This is a genomic window from Acinetobacter sp. CAU_H_29a_1 (assembly GCF_058599505.1).
Genome location: NZ_CM178655.1, coordinates 842,533 through 865,897, shown reverse-complemented (window position 1 = coordinate 865,897; position 23,365 = coordinate 842,533). Strand labels below are relative to the sequence as shown.

The 23,365-nt window shown below is 41.2% G+C and carries 20 protein-coding genes and 3 pseudogenes; 4 read left to right on the top strand and 19 right to left on the bottom strand.

The window, feature by feature from the left end; translation table 11 throughout:
• Positions 1-3: 3 nt before the first annotated feature.
• The 5 genes and pseudogenes from AC4MDD_RS04310 to AC4MDD_RS04290 all read right to left on the bottom strand — a co-directional run.
• The gene (locus AC4MDD_RS04310; RefSeq protein ID WP_491882355.1) at positions 4-1,290 is read right to left on the bottom strand and encodes a transposase; all 1,287 of its coding nucleotides are present in this window, start codon (positions 1,288-1,290) and stop codon (positions 4-6) included.
• A 201-nt stretch (positions 1,291-1,491) separates the two neighbouring features.
• Complete coding sequence (locus AC4MDD_RS04305; RefSeq protein WP_491882354.1) at positions 1,492-2,298, bottom strand: SDR family NAD(P)-dependent oxidoreductase; 807 nt, start codon at positions 2,296-2,298, stop codon at positions 1,492-1,494.
• 12 nt (positions 2,299-2,310) lie between these two features.
• Positions 2,311-2,655, bottom strand: a pseudogene (locus AC4MDD_RS04300) (hypothetical protein); the annotation flags it as partial.
• Positions 2,656-2,683: 28 nt separating this feature from the next.
• Complete coding sequence (locus tag AC4MDD_RS04295) at positions 2,684-3,385, bottom strand: IS1-like element ISPa14 family transposase (protein ID WP_219349264.1); 702 nt, start codon at positions 3,383-3,385, stop codon at positions 2,684-2,686.
• Positions 3,386-3,445: 60 nt separating this feature from the next.
• Positions 3,446-3,781, bottom strand: a pseudogene (locus AC4MDD_RS04290) (hypothetical protein); the annotation flags it as partial.
• A gap of 182 nt (positions 3,782-3,963) precedes the next feature.
• Here AC4MDD_RS04290 and AC4MDD_RS04285 point away from each other — a divergent pair.
• The 3 genes from AC4MDD_RS04285 (at position 3,964) to AC4MDD_RS04275 (ending at position 8,973) form a co-directional block, all read left to right on the top strand.
• On the top strand, positions 3,964-6,858 hold the full coding sequence (locus tag AC4MDD_RS04285) for a valine--tRNA ligase (protein ID WP_491882353.1): 2,895 nt from the start codon (positions 3,964-3,966) through the stop codon (positions 6,856-6,858).
• A 64-nt stretch (positions 6,859-6,922) separates the two neighbouring features.
• The gene (locus tag AC4MDD_RS04280) at positions 6,923-8,158 is read left to right on the top strand and encodes a hypothetical protein (RefSeq protein ID WP_491882352.1); all 1,236 of its coding nucleotides are present in this window, start codon (positions 6,923-6,925) and stop codon (positions 8,156-8,158) included.
• Between the two features lie 119 nt (positions 8,159-8,277).
• A complete protein-coding gene (locus tag AC4MDD_RS04275; RefSeq protein WP_078426494.1) occupies positions 8,278-8,973 on the top strand; it encodes a hypothetical protein in 696 nt (231 codons plus the stop codon).
• A 178-nt stretch (positions 8,974-9,151) separates the two neighbouring features.
• Here the strand turns inward: AC4MDD_RS04275 and AC4MDD_RS04270 are convergent.
• From AC4MDD_RS04270 to AC4MDD_RS04255, 4 genes and pseudogenes are all read right to left on the bottom strand, one after another.
• Positions 9,152-9,363, bottom strand: a pseudogene (locus tag AC4MDD_RS04270) (endonuclease domain-containing protein); the annotation flags it as partial.
• A gap of 407 nt (positions 9,364-9,770) precedes the next feature.
• Complete coding sequence (locus AC4MDD_RS04265) at positions 9,771-10,961, bottom strand: molecular chaperone DnaJ (protein ID WP_491882351.1); 1,191 nt, start codon at positions 10,959-10,961, stop codon at positions 9,771-9,773.
• An 88-nt stretch (positions 10,962-11,049) separates the two neighbouring features.
• Complete coding sequence (locus AC4MDD_RS04260) at positions 11,050-12,072, bottom strand: molecular chaperone DnaJ (RefSeq protein WP_491882350.1); 1,023 nt, start codon at positions 12,070-12,072, stop codon at positions 11,050-11,052.
• 155 nt (positions 12,073-12,227) lie between these two features.
• The gene (locus tag AC4MDD_RS04255) at positions 12,228-12,989 is read right to left on the bottom strand and encodes a ferredoxin--NADP reductase (RefSeq protein WP_490792171.1); all 762 of its coding nucleotides are present in this window, start codon (positions 12,987-12,989) and stop codon (positions 12,228-12,230) included.
• 85 nt (positions 12,990-13,074) lie between these two features.
• On the opposite strand from AC4MDD_RS04255, the gene gigC reads away from it, so the two are divergent.
• Positions 13,075-13,953 (top strand): LysR family transcriptional regulator GigC, encoded by an 879-nt coding sequence (gigC, locus tag AC4MDD_RS04250; protein WP_004695408.1) that lies wholly within the window; start codon positions 13,075-13,077, stop codon positions 13,951-13,953.
• A gap of 30 nt (positions 13,954-13,983) precedes the next feature.
• Here gigC and AC4MDD_RS04245 read toward each other — a convergent pair whose 3' ends face one another.
• From AC4MDD_RS04245 to nuoH, 10 genes are all read right to left on the bottom strand, one after another.
• Entirely contained in the window at positions 13,984-14,715 is a 732-nt protein-coding gene (locus AC4MDD_RS04245) for a cold shock domain-containing protein (protein WP_490792172.1), read from the bottom strand.
• 121 nt (positions 14,716-14,836) lie between these two features.
• Complete coding sequence (locus AC4MDD_RS04240; protein ID WP_058870137.1) at positions 14,837-15,130, bottom strand: cold shock domain-containing protein; 294 nt, start codon at positions 15,128-15,130, stop codon at positions 14,837-14,839.
• A gap of 81 nt (positions 15,131-15,211) precedes the next feature.
• Positions 15,212-15,847, bottom strand: a complete 636-nt coding sequence (gene upp, locus AC4MDD_RS04235; protein ID WP_005400348.1) for a uracil phosphoribosyltransferase — start codon at positions 15,845-15,847, stop codon at positions 15,212-15,214.
• Positions 15,848-15,969: 122 nt separating this feature from the next.
• On the bottom strand, positions 15,970-17,466 hold the full coding sequence (nuoN, locus tag AC4MDD_RS04230) for an NADH-quinone oxidoreductase subunit NuoN (RefSeq protein WP_005400347.1): 1,497 nt from the start codon (positions 17,464-17,466) through the stop codon (positions 15,970-15,972).
• A gap of 3 nt (positions 17,467-17,469) precedes the next feature.
• The gene (gene nuoM, locus AC4MDD_RS04225; protein ID WP_491882596.1) at positions 17,470-19,077 is read right to left on the bottom strand and encodes an NADH-quinone oxidoreductase subunit M; all 1,608 of its coding nucleotides are present in this window, start codon (positions 19,075-19,077) and stop codon (positions 17,470-17,472) included.
• 7 nt (positions 19,078-19,084) lie between these two features.
• Entirely contained in the window at positions 19,085-20,974 is a 1,890-nt protein-coding gene (gene nuoL / locus AC4MDD_RS04220; RefSeq protein ID WP_005400345.1) for an NADH-quinone oxidoreductase subunit L, read from the bottom strand.
• Complete coding sequence (nuoK, locus tag AC4MDD_RS04215; protein ID WP_004695395.1) at positions 20,971-21,279, bottom strand: NADH-quinone oxidoreductase subunit NuoK; 309 nt, start codon at positions 21,277-21,279, stop codon at positions 20,971-20,973. Before nuoK ends, nuoL begins: the two co-directional genes overlap by 4 nt.
• The gene (gene nuoJ / locus AC4MDD_RS04210) at positions 21,279-21,797 is read right to left on the bottom strand and encodes an NADH-quinone oxidoreductase subunit J (protein WP_171054232.1); all 519 of its coding nucleotides are present in this window, start codon (positions 21,795-21,797) and stop codon (positions 21,279-21,281) included. Before nuoJ ends, nuoK begins: the two co-directional genes overlap by 1 nt.
• Positions 21,797-22,339, bottom strand: a complete 543-nt coding sequence (nuoI, locus tag AC4MDD_RS04205; protein WP_004651038.1) for an NADH-quinone oxidoreductase subunit NuoI — start codon at positions 22,337-22,339, stop codon at positions 21,797-21,799. The genes nuoJ and nuoI overlap by 1 nt, the downstream gene beginning before the upstream one ends.
• Before the next feature lie 16 nt (positions 22,340-22,355).
• Positions 22,356-23,363 carry an NADH-quinone oxidoreductase subunit NuoH gene (gene nuoH, locus AC4MDD_RS04200; protein WP_490747465.1) on the bottom strand — a complete coding sequence of 336 codons (1,008 nt, stop codon included), beginning with the start codon at positions 23,361-23,363 and terminating at the stop codon, positions 22,356-22,358.
• Positions 23,364-23,365 lie beyond the last annotated feature (2 nt).

Here is a 23,365-nt window from a genome sequence, read left to right as displayed (position 1 = left end):
AAATCAGTAAGTAGTACAGCTCTCCCCCCCCCCTATCAAAGCATCATAGGTATCTACACATCTTGATGTACCTAATGCAATTGTTGCGATTTCATTCAGTTCATCTATTGAATATTCTGAGAGCAGTTGAAGAGTGTTCAGTAAAATCGAAAGTCCTGCCAATATTGCAGGTGCACTTTCCAACTTACCTCTCTTCTGCTGTCGGCCTGAAAGACGGGCCAGAAATATACGAATTTTCTGATTTTGTTCATCTTCAGAACGCTGTATTCGCCAAGTCAGTACACACGCCATACTGCTGATCAGGAGCCGTCTTAAAATCGCTGCAGGTGTGGTCTGAAGCCATGATTCAACGTCATGGCCTGCCTGCTTCAGAAGCTTGAAATAGCACTCAATTGTCCAGCGCCAGTAATACCAGGTGGTTAATTCTACCGCATCAATCTCTGAAGAAACATTGCTGATCAGCGACCATCTCGCGACTGTTTTACCTTGAGCATCTTTCACCACAGCAACAATTAATCTGGCTGTAACTGCCTTGCCTGGCTGGGGAGCAACCCGTTGGCCTAAATCATCTTTTCTCTTCGGTTTTGCTGCACGCGTTATCCGAATATCGGTTTCTCCAACATGCAGCATATGCCTGTTTCCTTTATAAGCAATCGGCTTAACTTGCTGAGTTACTACTTTTTCTGCGACTTCTGCAACTTTGTAGGTTTCCCCTTGATGCTCAATCCGATGGCTTTCTTTGGCCCGAATCAACCATTTGAAACCATGGCTGCTGATTTCCCTCAAGTGGGCAATCGAGTCTCCTTCACGGTCAATGATATGGACTTTTGTTTTCTCAATCGGATACTGTTCAATCGTTTTGATTTGTTCTGCGAGTGAGTCCAAATGGGACTTGCGCTCGCTGTATTGTTCACTGAATGTGGAATAACAGCCGGATGCATCTGTTAGCGTCTGAGCTAATGGCGCAATTGGGAGCCCTGATGACGCATCGACAAGTAAACTGCTTTGCAATTCATAGCCTGAATTCGCCTCTGTTCTTTGAAGACGCCGAACCTTATGACTGTGCTTCACATACTGCAGTTGAGACCAGTCATGAACGATTAATGCATACTGATGCGGTGATGTCTTGATCTGTTCGCATGCAAGAAGCTTAATCGGCTGGTTTAATTGACTAAAAGAGATTTTATTATTATTCAGGAATCGCCAAACAGCCTGTGTAGTTGAGAAACTCGACTTTTGGGTAGAGGCCAGGTCTTTGATTGCGGGAGCAAGTGAAGCAAGAGGATTCATATTGAGTTTTACAAGGCTGTTATAACGTTTGACAAGACGCTGATCCAGACCAGAGATGTTAAATTGAAGAGCATGCTCTTCAATTTAACGCAAAGCTCGGAAATTGTGTAGATACCTATGATCAAAGCATAGGGGAATATGGGAACAACATCCCCCCCCAAAAAGGCAGGTGGAAGTGACTTTCCTCCTGCCTTTTTAAATTTACTTCACTTTCATCTTACGAATCATTTTATACAACGTGGTAGGCGATAAACGAGACACCAGAACCCCCATTTTCTCCTTACGTCCACCGACTACGATGTATTCTTCACCTTTAATCAAAGCGCTCACCACCGTTTGCGCAAAAATATCGGGTTCTAAACCATTTTCAATCGCTTCGTCTTGATGACCCTGTGGTTTACCCGCGCCATTTAAAGCATTAAACGAGACATTGGTTTTAACAAAGCCTGGGAAAATCACCGATACATCTACGCCCTCATTGGCCACTTCGGCACGCAGGCTATTTGCCCACATATGAATGGCAGCCTTGGCTGCTGAATAGCTGGCACGGTACTGCGTCCCCAACAACCCCGCAACACTCGAAACAAAAGCAATACGGCCAGATTTTTGCGCTAAAAATGTCGGCAGAACGGTTTTGGTTAAAAACACTTGTGAGAAATAATCCACTTCCATAATCGCACGTTCAGTCTGCATGCTGGTATCAGCAATCAAGGCACGTTGGCTTAAACCCGCATTATTAATCAGCCAATCAATTCGACCTTTTTTCTGTAGCACTTGCTCATAGGCATGACGAACTTGAGCTTCATCGGTAATGTCGGCACAAATGGAAATGTGTTGATCTGGATTGAGCAGCCCGACACGGACTTTTTCGAGTTCATCAAACCGTCTTGCCGTGAGTATCACCTCTGCCCCTTGTAAAGCACACTCTTTGGCTAGTGCTTCACCTAACCCAGAAGATGCCCCCGTAATCCACACCACCTTAGCGTCTAAACTGTTTAACTGTGCCATGTCCTTATTGCCTCATACCGAAGTTTTATTTGCAGATTGATCATTTAAAAAAGTCAGGAAATGATCGAAATATTGACTCATCATCTGCGCATCATAGATACGCCCTAACTTATCAAAACGTTTATAGCCCAACTGAGTCGTTAAGTTAATCACCCCATTTAGTGTTTTATCGACCACCAGATTAAATTTAAGCATTTTTTTGGGTTCACGGACCAGACTGGTCACCCCTTGATCGACAATTTGTGTAAATACCTTCAAAGCTGGAGCAACATAACTGTTATTGCCCTTTTCCATCTGTTCCGCACAACCCAAAAGTTCGGTAACTAAGGTTTTTTCGACTGGGTAGCTTAAAAAATGCGGTGGTGTTTCAAAAAGTATGCTGACATTAAATGAAACCATTATTGATGTAAAAAAAGGTTAAGTCGAAGGCTTTAAAATGGTTTTCAATCTTTTTGGAGAAATTACAACTCTTTCTAAAACCGCGCCTAATTCTATGCCTTATTTTACAATTATTACCTTCAATACCTACGGTAAAAAACTTACCAATACTTTGCTTGCAGTTTTTAAAAGCAGTGATGAAACTGTCCCAATGATCACTTGCAATTCGGGTGTAATGAATACCTAATTGTTTAAGCTTTGTCTTCAACCGTTGGACTGTAGCTAAATCTCTCTTACCCCAAACATAAGCAACAATCTCACCTGTTTCTCGATGGTAGGCGTAAATAAGCCATTGTTTATTATTTTTATTTCCAACAAAAGTCCAGAATTCATCTACTTCGAGAGATTCATAATGACTTTGTTTAGGCTGAATTTGATAGGTCGATTCAGTTAAAGTCCGTAAAACTTTACCGATACTAATGCGCTCAACTTCAGCGATATCTCGTATACCGCTGCCTCTGACCATCAACTGTAATATTTTACGAGTAATGCCAGAATTACATCCTAGATAGCTCAGAGCATGGTCACCAATAAACTGACGTTTGCAGTCTTTGCATTGATAGTTTTGTTTCCCATCTACTTTGATGCCATTTTTCTTTATACTGTCACTGAGGCAGGTTGGACATTTGATTTCTAGAGTTATTTGCATTTCTCTATTTTATCAAAATTCAACCTGCTTTTTTTCAGCATACTTTTTGAAACACCACCAAAAATGCATGCTCTCGGTGTCATACATCATTTGCTCTAGATAATTCACCATTGGAATTAGACGGTCATTTGAAAAAAACGACACGGACCACGGCATGTACTTACGCATAGTGTCCACAATATGCTGAATAATTTTCTCAGACTCCCCATCGCCTGAGGTAGACAAGCGTGCAAGATCACCAAAGACTTGATCAATCACTTCACATGAAATATCCGCTAAAACCTCACCCAAAGGTTTGGCAAGGCTTTGGCTTTCGCCTGCATTAAGCTGTTGATGAATGTGGGCAAAGCGTTGGTGAGTTTCAGGTTTTAATTTTAATGATATTTGATAAGTCATAGTGATCCCCCTTTTTTTGATTTTTACTGCGAACAAAGCGCACTCTAGGTTTAGACACATCATAAAGCGCTCTGCATCATGTCGCAATTGCTAGATCAACGCATTTGCTTTACATACCCCCATTTGCGATTTCTTTGCTACAATAGATGCAATTTTTTATCTACTTTTGAACTGTTTGAACTATGACTGATTCAGCGCAAAATATCGCTACAACTTACGATCCGACCGAGATCGAGAAAAAATGGTACCAAACTTGGGAAGAGAGTGGCTATTTCAAGCCCTCTGAAAAAGGTGAGTCATTTTGTATCATGATTCCGCCACCAAACGTCACCGGTAGCTTGCACATGGGTCATGGTTTTAACAATGCCATTATGGATGCCTTAACACGCTACAACCGTATGTCAGGTAAAAATACCTTATGGCAACCGGGTACCGACCATGCGGGTATTGCCACGCAAATGGTGGTTGAGCGTCAGTTGGGTGCTCAAGGTGTGAGTCGTCATGACCTCGGCCGTGAAAAATTCATCGAAAAAATCTGGGAATGGAAAGAGCAATCAGGCGACACCATCACCCGTCAAATCCGTCGTTTAGGGTCATCAGTCGACTGGTCTCGTGAACGCTTCACCATGGATGAAGGTTTATCCAATGCCGTCAAAGAAGTGTTCGTTAAACTGCACGAAGACGGTTTGATTTACCGTGGCAAACGTCTGGTAAACTGGGATCCAAAACTGCAAACTGCGCTTTCTGACTTAGAAGTTGAGTCGGATAAAGAAGAAGCAGGTTCACTGTGGCACTTCAAATACTTCTTTGAAGATAAAAACTTACGTACCCATGATGGTAAAGACCACATCGTTGTTGCGACCACACGTCCTGAAACATTGTTAGGTGATACCGCTGTTGCTGTGGCACTGGATGATGAGCGCTATACTCACCTTGTGGGTCAAAACATTATCCTGCCAATTACAGGCCGTGCTGTTCCAATCGTTAAAGATGAATATGTCGATAAAGAATTCGGTACAGGCTGTGTGAAAATCACTCCTGCACATGACTTTAACGACTATGAAGTCGGTAAGCGTTGTGAATTGCCTATCATCAATATCTTCAATAAAAATGCAGAAGTATTGGCTGAGTTTGAATATATCGCGAAAGCGGGTGAACAAATCTCGAAAACCATTGCTGCCCCTGCGGACTATATTGGTTTAGAGCGTTTTGAAGCACGTAAAAAACTGGTTGAACAAGCAGAAAGTGAAGGCTGGTTAGATCAAATTCAACCATACACCTTGAAACCACCTCGTGGTGACCGTTCAGGGGTAATCGTTGAGCCATTATTGACGGATCAATGGTATGTGAAAATTGCACCATTGGCGCAACCTGCCATTGAAGCGGTTCAAGATGGTCGTATCAAATTCGTGCCTGAACAGTACAGCAACATGTACATGGCATGGATGAACAACATTCAAGACTGGTGTATCTCTCGTCAACTTTGGTGGGGTCACCGTATCCCAGCTTGGTACGATGCTGAAGGCAACATCTATGTCGGTCGTGACGAAGTGGAAGTCCGTGAGAAAAATAACATCCCTGCTGATGTTGCGCTTAGCCAAGATGAAGACGTACTCGACACTTGGTTCTCTTCTGCACTTTGGACGTTCTCAACTTTAGGTTGGACTGGCGATGCCAAGAAAGATGCGGAAAACTATTTCCTCAATACCTTCCACCCAACGGATGTATTGGTGACTGGTTTTGACATCATCTTCTTCTGGGTTGCTCGTATGATTATGTTTACGATGCACTTCATGAAAAATGAAGATGGTACGCCACAAGTTCCGTTTAAAACGGTCTATGTTCACGGTTTAGTCCGTGATGGTGAAGGTCAAAAAATGTCGAAGTCGAAAGGCAACGTGCTTGACCCACTCGATTTGATTGACGGTGTAGACCTTGAGACTTTGGTACAAAAACGTACGACTGGTCTAATGAACCCGAAACAAGCGGCGAAGATTGAAAAATCGACCCGTAAAGAGTTCCCAGAAGGCATTCAAGCATATGGTACAGATGCGGTTCGCTTCACTTTCTGTGCACTTGCCAACACAGGTCGTGACATCAAATTCGACATGAAGCGTGTTGAAGGCTACCGTAACTTTGCCAACAAAATCTGGAACGCAACTCGTTTCGTGATGATGAACTGTGAAAATCAAGAAATTGGTAGCGAAGTTCGTCAAGACCTTTGGGAATTACCTGAACAGTGGATCGTAAGCCGTCTACAAAAAGCAGAAGCAGCGGTACAACAAGCTTTCGCAACTTATCGTTTAGACTTGGCTGCACAAGCGATTTACGAGTTCATTTGGAATGAATACTGTGACTGGTATGTCGAACTGACAAAACCTGTTCTGAATGATGAAAACGTATCGGTTGAGCGTAAAGCTGAAGTTCGTCGTGTACTCCTTGCAGTCATGGAAGCGTCTTTACGTCTTGCACATCCGCTTATGCCGTATTTGACTGAAGAAATTTGGCAGACGCTTGCACCGAAACTCGGTATTTCTGGCGAAACTATTATGCTGGCGCAGTACCCTGTTGCCAATCCTGAGCGTGTAAACGAACAGGCTGAAGCAGATATGCAATGGCTTCAAGGTTTGATTGGTGCGGTACGTAACATCCGTGGTGAAATGGGCTTAGGTAATGCACGTCTATTACCAGTGCTTCTACAAAACACAACGGAAGCTGAGAAAGCACAGATCACACGTATTGAAGCGTTGTTTAAAGCCTTGGCGAAAGTTGAAAGCATTACGTTCTTGGCGAATGGCGAACAACCTCCATTGTCTTCTTCCTCTGTGGTTGGACATGCGTCTGTCTTTGTTCCTATGAAAGGTTTAATTGACCCGAAAGCAGAATTAGGTCGTTTACAGAAAGACTTGGACAAAGTGCAAAAGCAACATGACGTCATTGCAGGCAAACTTTCCAATGAAGGTTTTGTGGCTAAAGCACCTGCGGCTGTAGTTGAAGGTGAGAAAGTGAAACTTGCTGAGTTTGCTGACCAGTTAGCGAAAATTAAAGCGAATATGGAGCAAATTGCAGCGCTTTAATGTGTTGTTAATTTAATCAAATTTGTAGTATAAAGGGCTGATTATTCAGCCCTTTATATTAACTATGACTTTAGAATTTGATGCAGTAAACGGGAAAAAATATTATTTATCTAAGAGAGCTTTAAAACATATTATTGATGGTGAGTTTGCCACTCAACCGATTGGAAATGGTCAAACAAAGTCAATTTTAACTAGTGGATTACATATTAAAAATGGCTTTGAGTCTTTCTTAAAAAACCACCCAACTATAGCGCACTTATACAACTACAATTCCTCGTTACATGAGGATTGGTTCTATGTTCGAGAACTACAAAATGGTGTATTAACAGCGAAATTACCAAGAACCTTATTCAATAAACGTGCTGCATCAGCAACTCTAGCAGTAGATAAATATTATATTTCTGGTTATCTATGGAAAACTTTATTTCCCGAAGAAACAGATGAAACAAAATTAATTGAGTATATAAAAGAAGGTTTAGAAAATTTAGATTTGGAAAATTCTAAAAATGATCAATTAATCGGTTACTGTAATATTCAATCAGATCCAACTAAAATTATACGTTTGATGTATTTTGTACATGATGATAAGAATATTGCTTCATGCTTTCCAACATGGACACAGCCATATACAGGAAATAATGGCAAAGCTTTTAGTCACAAACATGTTTTATCCTATCCTATTGTACAATCTACTATGATGATAGATTATGAATTCGATAGAAAACAATTACCTCTGACCAAGTTAGATACGGAACTACTAGAAAATAAAGTTAGTTTACTTACAGGCGAAGATCATTTTACAATTGAAAAAGACATCCAAAATTTAAACATTAGGTTAACCTCTAATCGAACTCCTACTGTTATTTTATTTGAACATGAAATTTTCAGCTTATTAGCAAATACACCAAGAATTTTTTTAGAAAGAGAGATTCCACAACCTTTACATTATGAAGAATATGAGTCAAATAGAAATAAGATATTTAAGAAAATTACTAAAAAGCAAAAAAATAGAAAAAAGAATATTAAAGAATTTATTGAATATATAAAATCAATAAGCATAATAAAATACAATTTTGAATATTCAACATACATATACAATAATTTTTCTAGAATAGTATTTCATTTTACTCATCTCATCAACTGTGCTAATATTTATGAAAACATTGTAGAATCTATAAAGATAATTTATATTTGTGATAATAAAGATAAATCTATATATCTATTAGAAAATCTTGACCAATTATTAGAAAATCTTATTACTTTTAATTTCTATGATCATTTGCAAAAAAGCGGATATTAACTCTAATTGCCAATCTGTGCTATACATATCACGATACGAAAATAATTGAAAAATTTCTCAAATCTTTAATGAAATGCCCTTCACGTTTTAATTTATTAAAAGAATACAACCAATGTCGCATGTCTCTTAATTTAATTAAAACTCCTAAAATATATAATAATATTGGTGAACTTTTAGATGAAATTGGCTTAACCAATAATTTAGGGTTCTCAATTCCTGATGTAATTGATTTTCTGAAAGAAACATTAGAAGAAAATTATCTCATAACCCCATTACAGATGGATTTTGATGAGTATCTTTTAGACTTAATTTTTAAACAAAGTCCAAACTTCCCTCTACTTGTACAAGACCATTGTAGATATATAAATGACATAGATTTTATGAGCTTTTCAGCTATTTTATGTAGTCATATAGATAAATTAATTGAGAAAAATATTTATAATGATGAATTAGCAAATAATTTATATGAATTACTTGATGAATATATCAAAATTCAAGTAGCACAAAGAAAGCAGTTAAATTTACTCTATAGGATTAAATATAATGCAAATCATGAAGAAGCTAAGAAATTAGAATTCCCACTGACTTTAACTGAACCAAATAAATATACAATTTGTCTATATATAGAAAGATTCTTTAACTCAATGTTTTCTCAAAGATTATGTAATGAATTAAAAGAATACTTAACACAAAATAACAATACAACATTGATTCAGAAGATTGAAGAAAAAATTGAAGTCAAAATTGGAAAGGATATTCCACCAAACCCAGAGTTTTTACCTGAATTTATTAAGGAAAAAATTGGTTTTCAATAAATAAACTACATACTTGTACCTTGTAAATTTAAAAGCTTGTTTTCCTCTCCTTTTAGGAGAGGGCTAGGGAAAGGTGCTTTTAATTTTTTCATTATTAAACCGACCCTCTTCCCCCGCCTTCTCCCAAAGGGAGAAGGAGCTTACATTATTGATTTACTTTCAGTTCAAAACACACCTGTCACAAATCCTCCAAAACCCCATCCGTCAGCACCAACACATCAGAATTCCAGTACCGCACGGCAGTTAAGCCCAAAGCCTCTAAAAAAAATTGGTTCGTTCAACATCATATGCCATGAGATCATTAGTTCCATGCTGACTGCCATCCAACTCAATGATCAAGCCAATTTCATGACAGTAAAAATCCACAATATACGGTGCAATCACATACTGTCCGCAAGGAGGTGAGGGAAAATCAAAGTACCCCATGTTCCAACAACATCTCCACCCCACTCAGCTTTTTCATATACACATGCTCGGCTTTTACTTTTTTGCTTATTTATTATAGATATGCAAAGCCATCTACGCCACCAAAGCAATCAAGTCATTAAAGATGGAAAATACGCTAATCGATCAAAAAGCGTAAAGTCTTTCCAACGGAGATGCTGTGCGTAACGTGATTTATCTAGCAATTGTGATGCAGCGTCTAAAAAGTGAAATACGCTTATCTTGCGCTGCTGTGCAGCTCATGGCGTTTAGCCATGAGTCGCTTTATTATTGAATTTGTTGACCGCCCCTAAGCAATCACCTTTAATTGATGAAAATCAATTACACAAAATTATTTACAGGCTCAACCCACTTTAAAAATTAAATGACCAGCCGAATGCTCTATTTTTAAGTAAGTTTTTTAAACAATCAAAATCCTTATAACTATTTAAACACTGTTCATCTTGCAATAGCTTTCTTCGAATTTCTGTCAAATCATATTGGTACTTCTTTGCCAAATCAGCAGGTTTAAAAGTCTGTTTATAAAAACCTGAGCTTTCCCAATCAAATGAGTAAATAATGTGATCTAACTCAATTTGCAATTGCTCAATTTGATCTTCTAGCAATAGATTATAAGATTTCAAATGTTCATTTGCGATTTTAACTGCTAGTTTTTGATCACCTTGTTCTGTATAAGCACGTAACTTTAACAGCGTAAGTAAATCTTTTTCTTCAAGTGCAGTATTTGCTTGCTGCAAAAGCTCAGTTTTCTCTATACGTTTTTGCTCATCTCGTTCACGGTCAGGATGGATCATAGAGGCAATTTTTAAATAAATGCTTTTTAATGACTGCCCTGCCATTTTTTTTGCATCTTCAAGTTGCATTTGCTTCTTTAAAATTTTCTTTTTTTCTTTTTCTGCAAACTTTTGATATGCCTCACGTTCATGATCATTAAGTTGATTTTGAATGAAATCAGCTTCCTCTCGATCAAACTTTTCTTTTACTTTTTGCATAAACTCTTCAAGATTTTCGAGATCAAAATCAAAGTCAATCCAGTCCTCAGACACACCTAATTGATCTGCAAAAATTTCTTTCATCACTTGTTTTTGCATCATTTCATCAACATCATACTCTGAATGAAAATCATCTTCTGTATTCTCTACTTGTGAGGTAAGCAAATGATCACGGTCTTCTAAAATTTTATAAAATTGAGCAATGACGATGGTCAATGCATGTTGCTCTTCAGACAGATTGGGATTATCTAACAGTTGACTCACTAAAATTGAGATTTTTTCATCTAAACGCTCTAAATGGGTTTTAGCAAATTTATGCGATTGTTTATATTGCCAAAGTACCTCTAGTTGACTAAATAAAACTTGGTGCCATTGGACATATAATGGCAAGAGTTCAACACTTGCATCCTGTTGTACTTTTTGTTGTGCTTGTTGCCACTCAACCAAAGAGAGTTGTAATTTCTCAATTTTTTGAATCTGACGATTAAACTTTTTTTGTTGTGGAGATAAATTTTCAGTTTCTTGATACAAACTTAAATCTAAAATGCTCATGACTTTATTTCAATACAAATGCGATTTGACTCAATATTTTAACAGAAAGCATGCCTACGACTATTTGTTTAAAAAGTAAAATCTTATCTCATAAAACCCCATGCCCCAACAACATCTCCACCCCACTCACCTTTTTCATATGCTTTAAACGTTCCTTTTCCCATTTCACCTGCTGCCTTAACTCAGCAGCATCCTTATCTATCACCTTATACACATCACTCATTTTGAGCTGTTTGGTGTTGATATGACTGCTCAAGTGAAAAGACGCAAAGATCACCACTAACTGGCTTTGCAAATTCTGACTCTGTGCTTCCAAAGACAACTGATAAAACTTCACTTGTTCCGAACTTAAAGCTTTTGAGCTTAGGCCTTTATTGGTCTCTAGCTGTAACTGGAGTTTCAATAGATAAAATAAATCCTGCTCTGCGTAAGCTTCATTGACCGTCTGCAAAAGTTCGGTCTTCTCTAACTTCTTCGTTTCGTCAGGTTCACGGTCAGGGTGAATCATCGCGGTAATTTTTAAATACACCGTTTTCAGTGACTGCGCTGCCATTTTGGCGGCTTGCTCGCGTTTTTCTTGTTGTTTTAACTGCTTGGCACGTTCTCGCTCTGCTTCATATTGGGCAGAATCGTATTCATAATTTTCCCAGTCTACATCCACGTTTTGTTCTACTATTTCAGCGAGGTCATGATTTTGTATTGAGTTCGCTTTGGTTTTCTTCGAGCGTATATGCTCTGCATGCTGCATATAGAAAGTATCAATTTTCTCTACTTGCTCTTTCTGCGCTGAAGTTAGCATTTGTGATTTTCTTAGCATCTTGGCTAAAGCGGCTATTTTGGTGTCAATCTGCGCCAGATCAACTTTGCTAAAGCCATCGCTGGCTAAGTGATTCCATAGAGTATCAAGCTGTGCAAATAAAACCGTGTGTAACTCGCTATACACAGGTAAAAGCTTACTGCGCGTATAGTTTTGAATATCGGCTTGCGCATTTTTCCATGCTGCCAGTTCTTGTTTTTGTTGTTCAATCTGGTCAATTAAGCGATTTAATTTTTTCTGCTGCGGGCTAAGCCTCGCCTCTGGCTGAGCCGTCGTTTTTAACGCTGAAGACATAACCCATCCAATCCAATACAAAGGAGAAATTATAGCGCGATCTGAGCGTACAAGCAGTGCTACTCTCTTTGAGCCAAGTTTAAAATCTGAGTGATTCAAATTTTGAGTGAAAAAAAGCCCATCATTCGATGAGCCTTTTATTGAGTGAAATAGCTTTACCAATAGTTTTCGACCGCAATATTTCCTTCACCACGGCGGTTCATGGTCAGACCACGTGCTTTCAGGGCTTCTTTGGTGTCTTCAACCATTTGCGGGTTACCACACAGCATCACATGGCTGGTTTCTGGGTTGAGACTCAAACCAACTGCTTTTTCAAGCTCACCATTTTCAATCAGTACAGGTAAGCGGTCATGCAATGGCGCATGCGGATCACGGGTAATAATCGGCACAAACTTAAAGCCTGTATGCCCTTCACCAAAAGTCTCTGCAATTTCTTGAATACGTGTTGCATACGCCAGTTCGGAGGCTATACGTACACTATAGACCAGAGTAATGCTCTCGTACTTCGACCACGTCTCAAAGTCTTGTAACATTGAAATAAAAGGTGCCAGCCCTGTGCCTGTGCCCAGTAACCATAAATCTTTTGGTAACGGCAGTTGATAACGCGCCAAAGTCAAAAAGCCGTACGGGATCTTTTCGAGGTAGATGTCGTCATCGACTTTTAAGTGTTGTAAGTTCGAAGTAAATGCACCTTCAGGCACCACAATCGAGAAAAACTCTAAAGTTTCATCAAAGGGAGAGGACACCACCGAATACGCTCGAACCACCAATTCATCACCCACTTTGATGCCAATACGGGCAAATTGTCCTGCGGTAAACTTAAAATGTGCAGGTCGCGTCATAGTGAAGCTAAAAAGTGTATTGGTCCAACGGTGTACGGATAAAACCTTTTCTAGGCTAAATTTTTCAATTGACATGATTTCAGCGTGGCATCAAAGACGTTGCTCATGTTAGCATGACCACATAATTTGTTAATATTTTTTAAATGTTAAGGCTATATTCATGCGCATGACTTTACGCCAGTTGGCGGTTTTTGTAGCAGTTGCTCAAGAAGGCACAGTAACCAAAGCCAGTGATGCGGTTCGACTCACCCAGAGTGCTGCGAGTATGGCTTTAGCAGATCTAGAAGACGGTTTGGGAGCTCCTCTGTTTGACCGTCTAGGTAAGCGTCTTCAGCTCAATGATCTGGGTCGTTTCCTGCTGCCACAAGCTTTAGAAATTTTGGGTCGCTGTGATGCTTTCGAGCAAGCCGCTAAAGGTGAGTTACAAAGCATTGATTTGCGTTTGGGTGCAACCCTGACCATCAGTGACTACCTCATGCCTGACCTAATGGCTGATTTCTTACAAATTCAGCCTCAAGCCCATTTACAACTGCAAGTTGGTAACACCCGTCAAATGATTGAGGCGGTGAATCAGTTCCAACTGGATTTGGCCTTGATTGAAGGCTCTTGTCACTTGCCACAACTGCAATGTATTCACTGGCGGGACGATGAATTAGCGGTCTGCTGTGCACCAGAACATCCTTTGGCGCAGTTAAATCGCACATTAACGCCTGAAGACTTTAAATCGGTCGAGTGGATCTTGCGCGAAGAAGGTTCAGGTACACGTGAAGTATTTGATAATGCTATTTTGAAAGACTTGCCTGATGCCAATATCCGTCTGACCTTGGGTCATAATGAAGCGATTTTAAAAATCGTGGCAGGTGGTTTAGGGATGTCATGCATTTCAAAACTGGCAACGGAACCTTTGCGCGAAAAAGGCCAGTTGGTGGTACTTGATACTCCGTTCTGGTCTCTAACGCGTCCACTGTTCATGTTGGTGCATCGTCAGAAGTACCAAGGCCCAGGACTCAAAGCCTTTATGAAATTCTGCGAAAAATAAGTAAGCAAAAAGCACCCGAGGGTGCTTTTTTTATTTCCCAAATTGGCGCTCACAAGGTTCACCATCATTGTTCCCATCCATTTGGGTATTTGGACAGTTCCTTAAGAAGTATAGCGCTTCTTCATAAGAACGCATTTGAGAGCAATGGGTTCGCCCATCGCATTTAAACTGCCCTGGACTGACAGGTAAACGACCATTTTGTTTATCAATACTTTCAGTCACACGTTCAGAACGGGGTTGATTGGTCTGGTGTAGACCTGCATCTAAATTACGCTTCCCTTGCTCAGAAAGGATTTGATCGGGTAACTTTCCTAGAGCTTTACGCTGTTCTTCTACAATCTGTTGTTGCTCGAGCATCAACTGTTCAGCTTTACGCTGTTTTTCTGCACTATAACTTTGATATTTCCCATAGGTCAAAAAGCCCAATACCGCGACGATAATGATCCCAATCACGGTGATAAGGGTACTTTTATGACCTGCCTCATGGTAACGTGGTGAGGCTTGGGTACGCACTTTTTTCTTATTGGGTGATGTCGTTGCTTTGCTTTCTGAGGTCAGACCAAGCCGCTGGATATTCCCAGCCTTAAACTTGCCTTGGCCTTCTACAATCATAAACTGAAGTGCTTCACCAAGCTTGGGCTCAATGTTGTGCTGTGGCAAATCTTTGATATGAAAAAACACATCATCAATATCCCCTTCCACCTCAATGAAACCAAAACCACGTGAGGTACTAAAGCTTTTGATTTTCCCTTTCAGAAACATAATCTGCTCTATTCAACTGTATTTTTCGTATTGTAATCAATAAAAAAGAGGCTAAAAAGCCTCTTTGCTTCAAAATGCAAAGATTAATCTTTGCACGATTGAACTCTGAATCAACGCTGACTTAGCGTCTAAAATTAGACAATAAGTCTGTGGTGATCGATTTATTATGGCTTGAGACTTTCGACTTCTTGGCTTTGGTAGAGTTATCTTCAACCCGCTCAATTTTAATCGCTTTATAGCGATCGCCATTTTCAACCACATTAAACTTCACGCGTTCATTGCGTTTCGGCTCACCTGAGTCTGCAGGAAAATCCGAGATATGAAAAAATACGTCGCCTTCAGGTGAGGAAATAAAGCCAAAACCTTTGTCAGCGTTATATTGCTTAACTTTTCCTTGATATTGCTCGGCCTTCATAAACAGATCCTAATATGTACACGCTTTGTTGTAGTATATAAAAAAGAGGCTATAAAAGCCTCTTTTTGCTGGGGCTCAATCTTAATCTTTTTGAACTGAACCAAAGATTTTGTCGCCCGCATCGCCTAGACCCGGCACGATATAACCATTGGCATTTAAGCCTTGGTCAATTGAAGCCGTGAAAATAGTGATATCTGGGTGCGCATCCAAAACACGTTTAATACCTTCAGGCGCCGCAACCAACACCATCACACGGATGTCTTTACAGCCACTTGCTTTCAATACATTAATTGCAGCAACCAATGAAGAACCCGTTGCAAGCATTGGGTCGATGATCATCGCTAAACGGTTTTGTACATCTGGAACTAACTTTTTGTAATAAGTACGTGCTTCAAGCGTTTCTTCATCACGCTCTAAACCCAATACAGAGACTTTAGCACTGGGAATCAGGTTTAAAAAACCATCTAACATGCCAATACCCGCACGTAAAATTGGTACAACCGTGATTTTTTTACCCACAATGCGATCTACTGTTACTTTACCATTCCAACCATCAATTTCATGGTCGCAAACAGGTAAATCTTTGGTCGCTTCATAGGTCAACAGCATGGTCACTTCTTGAGCCAGCTCACGGAAGTTTTTAGTGCTGATATCGGCACGACGAAGAAGACCAAGCTTATGACGAATCAGTGGATGACGAATTTCATGGATAGCCACGGGAGAGCACCTAAAAGGTAAAATAAAATTCCTTACATTATAAAGCTTTTTATCGTGCGATAAAAACAAAAAAGCCCCCAATTCATGGAGGCTTTTTTGTTAAAACGAAACGTTTTTAAAAATTAGTGCTGTTGAGAAAGCATAAAGTGGATTGGAGATAGAATCTCTGACTGAAGTGCTAACTTGATAATTGGATCTGGATAGATACCAATCACAAGCACTGCTGCCGCAGCTAAAAGCACCATAATACCACCCACTTTTTGGCCCCAATGATCCACAGCATCTACACGAGGTGCATCTGGTGGTGTCATGTACATAACAACCATCACACGGAGGTAGTAGTACAGACCAATACCAGAACCAACGATGATCATCGCAGCAAGGAACCAGTGCTGAGTCGTTACCGCAGCCATGACTACAAGGAACTTACCAATGAAGCCCGCTGTCAATGGAATACCCGCAAGCGATAGCATCATCACGGTTAATACGGCAGTCAACACTGGACGACGCCAGAATAGACCGCGGTAGTCCGCTAAACTTTCTGCTTCGTCTACGTTGTTGTATGGGCTAGACATCAATGCAACAGCACCGAACGCACCAATCGTGGTTAACACATAAGTGATCACATAGACCGATACGTTACCAAGGCTTGCATACGTCATGCTGATTAAACCAATCAACAAGTAACCAAAGTGTGCAATTGAAGAGTATGCCAAGATACGTTTCAAGTTCACTTGTTTCACTGCAAGGAAGTTACCCACCAAGATCGATAATACCGCAATCACGGTTAAGATCGTCACGATTGAGTCAACAAGAATCGCACCTGATGTTAGGATGTAACGTACAAACAAACCAATCGTCGCTACTTTTGCAGCTGTAGCAAGGAAAGTTGCGATCGGAGTTGGTGCACCTGCATAAACGTCTGGTGTCCATTTGTGGAATGGCGCTAAAGACAGTTTGAATGCCACAGCAAAAACAATCAGGCCTAAACCTAAAAGTACCATTGGCTGTTGGATGTTTTGCATTAACGCTTGAACATTGTCATAGAACGACATTGAACCTGTGTACGCGTAAATATAAGCCATACCCATCAACAACATTGCCGAAGCTGTTGCTGAAAGCACCAAGTACTTCACACCCGCTTCTAAAGACTTAGAGCGCTGGTGTGTATAGGCCAATAAGCCATATACAGGAATCGACATCAACTCAAGGCTAATGAAGAACGATGCATAGTGAGAACTTGCCACCATTAACATTGCACCAGTCACTGATGACAACATTAAGATATACAGTTCTTCACGATTATCTTTATAGCTTTCAATATAAGCATGCGACAGAGTACAGCATGCCAAAGCAGCAATTAGAATAATTACTTGGTACAGCAAGGTGAACGCATCCACCATAAACATACCCATCACGTTCGCTGGTTTAAAAGCACCACCGAACATTGTGAAGAGTACATATGCTGCTGCAAGGTTTAAGCCCACCACTGATGCTGTTGCAATTAAGTTATGGTTACGCTTAATTGCAGTAAGAATCATCACGACGATCGTTGTTAAAGCAACGATCATCACAGGAGCTAAAGGCATAAGCTCAGAAAATGACATTGTGAAGTTCATGACTTATTGCATCTCCACATTTTCGAGTTGAACAGTTGCTTGACTCGCAACGTCAACTACTTCTTGTACAGGAATGTAGCTGTTCGCTAACCACGCCATGCTTGAATTTGAAATATCAAGGAAGCTTTGTGGGTACAAACCAAGCCATAACAGACCGAAAGCACAGATTAACAAGATCACTACTTCACGCACATTTAAATCTTTCAATGGGTTGTTGTAGTGCTGCTGTTGTTCTTCGTTTGGCGTACCAAACAACGCTTTGTGGATCAGAATCAAGCCATAAAGACCTGCAAATACTAAGCTTACTGCTGCAAGAATAGTAAACACTGGGAATTTTGCATAAGAACCCATCAGGATCAGGAACTCACCAATGAAGTTACCTAGACCTGGAATACCCACAAGCGCCGCCACGAAGAACATGAGGAAGAATGCAAGATATGGGAACTGACCACGCATACCGCCCATCAAACGCATATCACGTGTATGAACACGCTCGTACACTTGACCACACATAATGAACAATGCAGCAGATGACAAGCCATGTGCCAACATCATGATCATCAAACCTTGGAAGGTTAAGATGTTACCTGCGTAAATCGCAAGTAAAACAAAGCCCATGTGTGAAATTGACGTGTACGCAAGTAAACGTTTCATATCGGTTTGCTGGAAAGCACACCAAGCACCGTAGAAGATACCGATTAAACCGAAAATGATCGCGATGTCTGCAAACTGTGCAGAAGCCGCTGGGAAGAATGGAATCACAAAACGTAGTAAACCATATGCAGCGGTCTTAATTAAGATACCTGCAAGGTCAACCGAACCTGCTGTAGGTGCTTGTGCATGCGCATCTGGTAACCAGCCGTGTAATGGGAAAACTGGAAGTTTTACCGCAAAACCGACAAATAAACACAGCATGAATGCATAAGCAACGGTAGGTAATTCTTTGTCTAAAGTGTTGGCTACAGCTAATAAGTAGTTGTAATCAAAACCGATCATACCCGTCATCATGTAACCATAAACCACAAGGCCTAGGATACCGATCAACATAATAAGACCAGCGACTTGCGTATAGATAAAGAATTTGGTTGCAGCGTAAACACGTGATTTACCTTCTGCCCCTTTATGACCCCAAAGCGCGATCAAGAAGTAGATAGGTACAAGCATCATCTCCCAGAAGAAGAAGAACAAGAACATGTCAATCGCTAAGAATACACCGATCACACCACCCAAAGACCATAAAAGGTTTAAGTGGAAGAAACCAACATTCTTTTGAATTTCACCCCAAGAACAGCCGACAGCCAACACACCTAAAAGTGCCGTTAAGCCCACCATTAATAGAGATAGACCATCCACCGCTAAGTGAATGTTAATGCCTAAAGTCTGAATCCATGGCAACATGAATTCAGCAGACCACGATGGCACTTTCGCGCCAAGTTCGTAGTTAAATGTACCTGTCTGCCATAGGGCAACAGTTAAGCCCAAAGTAATGAGCATACCCACTAACGCGATATAACGCGGCAGTTTGTCGTCGAGTTTGTCGACTAACCAACAAATAAAACCAGCAACGAACGGAACTAAGATCAGCGCGGGTAGAATCCAGTTGTTTGTGATTTCCATCTTATTTCCCCACGATCTGAGTGACGATCAAGACCATTAGCAATACAAAGATACCTAATGCCATGCTTGATGCGTAATCACGCAATGAACCCGTCTGACGTGAACTTGTGAAGCTGTGACCGCCTTTTACAAGTGCAGGCAAGACTAACCACAAACGATCAATTGGATCACGACCTAAAATCTTCGCAATAAGCAAATATGGTTTCACAAAAACGATGTCATACAGCGCATCGAAGCCCAGTGCATTACGGCAAATGTTTGCAAGACCTGCACCCAATGACGTTTTAGCAAAGCCTTTCACTGCGCTATAAGCAAACGCGAATAAGACCACACCAATCACTAAACCAACCAATGCAATACCTACAGCAGTCCATTCAGCGCTATGCATGCCATGTTCTAAAGCTTCAGGAATCACAAATGCTGGAATTTTTGCTGCATTTAAAATGCTTTCCACAGGTGCTTTAAGTGCCGCACCGACGAAAGTTGAAAGTACAGCAAGAATCGCCAAAGGACCCCAGAAGGTAATGCCTTTAATCGCATGATACGGCGTATTTTCTTTACCAAAGAACACAACCCAAATGAGGCGGAATGTGTAAATCGACGTTAAGAAAGCACCAGCTACACCCACCCAATACAATGAGTTATATACTGCGATTGATTCGCCTTGTACCCAAACTGCGCCCAAGATCGCGTCTTTCGAGAAGAAGCCCACGGTGAAGTATGGAATCGCGGCCAATGCACCGCCACCAATGGCGAAACAAGCAAATAGGAATTTGTTCTTGTAGAACAAACCGCCCATCTTGAAGATGTTTTGTTCGTGGTGGTAAGCCAAAATCACTGCACCTGAAGACAAGAACAATAATGCCTTGAAGAATGCGTGAGTCAGCATGTGGAACAGGCCTGCTTGGTAAGCTTCAGCACCCACAGCCATAAACATATAACCCAGCTGACTCATCGTTGAGTAAGCCAAAATACGTTTGATGTCGGTTTGAACCAATGCAGCAAAACCAGCCACCAACAACGTTACCGCACCAGTGATTGAGATAAACATCATCACTTCAGGGGCCATTTCAAACACGGTGTACATACGGCAGCACAGGTAAACACCTGCAGTTACCATCGTTGCAGCGTGGATCAATGCAGATACAGGAGTAGGACCTGCCATTGCATCGGCCAACCATGTTTGTAATGGGATCTGTGCAGATTTACCTGCAGCACCCAAGAACAACATCAGTGCTGTCCAAATGGTTAAAGATGAACTTTGTGTCATCACTGTTGGTGCAGCTGCAACCACTTCAGCAATGTTTAAAGTACCGAACTGTTGGTAAATTAAGAACAAAGCGATCAGTAAGAAAACGTCACCGACACGTGTTACGGTAAATGCTTTAATTGCTGCAAAACCATTTGCAGGGTTTTGGTAGTAGTAACCAATCAGCAAGTAAGAGCATAGACCTACGCCTTCCCAACCTAAGAACAATAACGCTAAGTTATCGCCCAATACGAGCAGCAACATGCTGGCAACGAACAGGTTGAAATAAGAGAAGAAACGCGCGAAGTCTTCTTCACCACGCATGTACCAAGATGCAAAGATGTGAATCAGGAAACCCACACCCGTCACCATACCCATCATGAGCAGTGATAGACCGTCAAGATGTAAGCTAATGCCTGGGCTTAGGTTACCTACATTGAACCATGTCCAAAGATGTTGAACATAGGTCACTTTGCCATTGTTAACAAAGTCTAAACCAGCGATCAAAGCAACCAATGCAGAAAGGCCAACCGCCCCCACACCAATAATAGCAGCGACATTTTCAGGAAGCTTGTTGCGACCTGCCGCTAAAAGGACAAAACCAATGAGCGGGAATAATACTGTTAAATATAAAAAACTCATCCGCGCATCTCACTAGCAGCATCCACATCCAAGTGATGGAAGCGATGGTAGAACTGAAGGACGATCGCAAGACCAATACAAGCCTCTGCCGCAGCAAGCGTTAAGATCAGAATAAACATGATTTGTCCGTCTGGTTGTACCCATGCACTACCAGCCAAAACAAACGCAAGCGCAGCTGCGTTCATCATGATTTCAAGGCTCATTAACATAAATAATAGATTGCGTCGCACCATCACACCGTAAAAACCCAGTGCAAAAAGAATGGTTGCAACAATCAAACCATGTTCTAAAGGGATGTTGCCCATTATTGTTTGTCCTCTTCTGCACCTGGTTCACGTTTGCCAAGATGGAATGCTGCAACCAACGCAGCAAGCAATAACATGGCAGCAACTTCAACCAATAATAAATAGTGAGTAAAGAGTGCTTGGCCAACGGCTTTTGGACCCACAACTTCGGTACCCATAACAGGGCCAGCCACTGTGTAGTCAGAGCCGAGCATCCACACCAACACCAAGCCCATTAAGAAGCTCATGAGTGCTGGATATGCCCAAGCAGACGATGTTAACCATTTACGTTCTTGTTCAACGGTGTGTTGACCAAGGTTTAACATCATCACTACGAATACGAATAACACCATGATCGCGCCTGCATAGACGATGATCTCAAGCGCGCCAGCAAATGGCGCACCTACGATCATAAACATGCCTGCAACCGCAAGAAGTGACACGATCAAGCTTAATAAAGCGTGTACAGGATTCGCGTTGGTCACAACACGAATCGTAGAAACGATGGCCACAAGTGCCATCAAATAAAATGGCCACATCATGGTAATAAGCTCCGTACATCAACTGGTGCGCTTTCACGCTGCGCTTGACCTTTGTCTTTTCCAGTTACAGCCATACCTGTTACACGGTAGAAGTTGTAGTCTGGGTATTTACCAGGACCTGAAATGAGTAAGTTTTCTTTCTCATATACCAAGTCTTGACGAACGTATTCACCCAACTCGAAATCTGGAGTCATTTGAATTGCAGTCGTCGGACATGCTTCTTCACACATACCGCAGAAAATACAGCGTGAGAAGTTGATACGGAAAAACTCCGGATACCAACGACCATCTTCTTTTTCTGCTTTTTGTAGTGAAATACAGCCAACAGGACATGCAACTGCACATAAGTTACACGCAACACAACGTTCTTCACCATCTGGGTCACGTGTTAACACGATACGACCACGGAAACGTGGTGGAACAATTTGTTCGGCTGGCACTTCTGGGTAAAGAATGGTGTCACGTTTACGTGTCACGTGTGAGAAAACCATCCACAGTGAACGTACGATTGACCCGAACCCAGCTAGAATTTTATACATTTTATTCTCCCTGCCCTTACCACAGAATCACTGCGCCAGTAACTAATAAGTTAACTAACGCTAATGGTAAGCAAATCTTCCAACCAAAGTTCATCACTTGGTCATAACGCGGACGCATAAGTGAACCACGAGCCAAGACAAACATCATCACAAAGAATGCTGTTTTGATAATGAACCAGAATACGGGTGGAATGAACGGAATATCGATGTTAAATGGCGCTAACCAACCACCGAAGAATAGCGTGACGATCAATGCAGAGATCAGAACTACGTTGACGTATTCCGCAACGAAGAACATCCCCCATTTCATACCGCCGTACTCGACGTGGTAACCTTCCGCCAATTCTTGTTCTGCTTCTGGTTGGTCAAATGGGTGACGGTGAGTGACCGCAACACCTGCAACCACGAAGATTAAGAAACCTAAGAACTGTGGGACGACAAACCATACATCTTTTTGTGCTTCTACAATTTCACGCATGTTGAATGAGCCTGCAATTGCAACCACACCCATCAATGAAATACCCAAGAACACTTCATACGAAATGGTTTGAGCTGCAGAGCGTAGACCACCAAGCAATGCATATTTGTTGTTTGATGACCAACCACCAAACAATACGGCATAGACTGCAATACCTGCCATTGCCATAAAGAACAATAGACCGATGCTCATGTCTGCAACACCTAAGTATGGTGATACAGGAATAACCATGAACGACATCACCGCTGTTGCCATGGCAACAGCAGGAGCTAAACGGAAAGTCAATTTGTCAGCAAACTTTGGTGTCCAGTCTTCTTTGAACATGATTTTCAACATGTCAGCAACGATCTGGAACATTCCCCCAGGACCTACACGGTTCGGACCATAACGGTCTTGCCATAAGCCCAGTAAACGACGCTCAATAAAAGACATCAACGCAGCGATGAGTACTACAACGAGTAAAATCACAATCGCTTGAATGACTGAGTAGGCAATTGGCCAGTTCTCAGCCCAAAGCGGCGTTTGACGGATTAATTCTTGTTGCATGA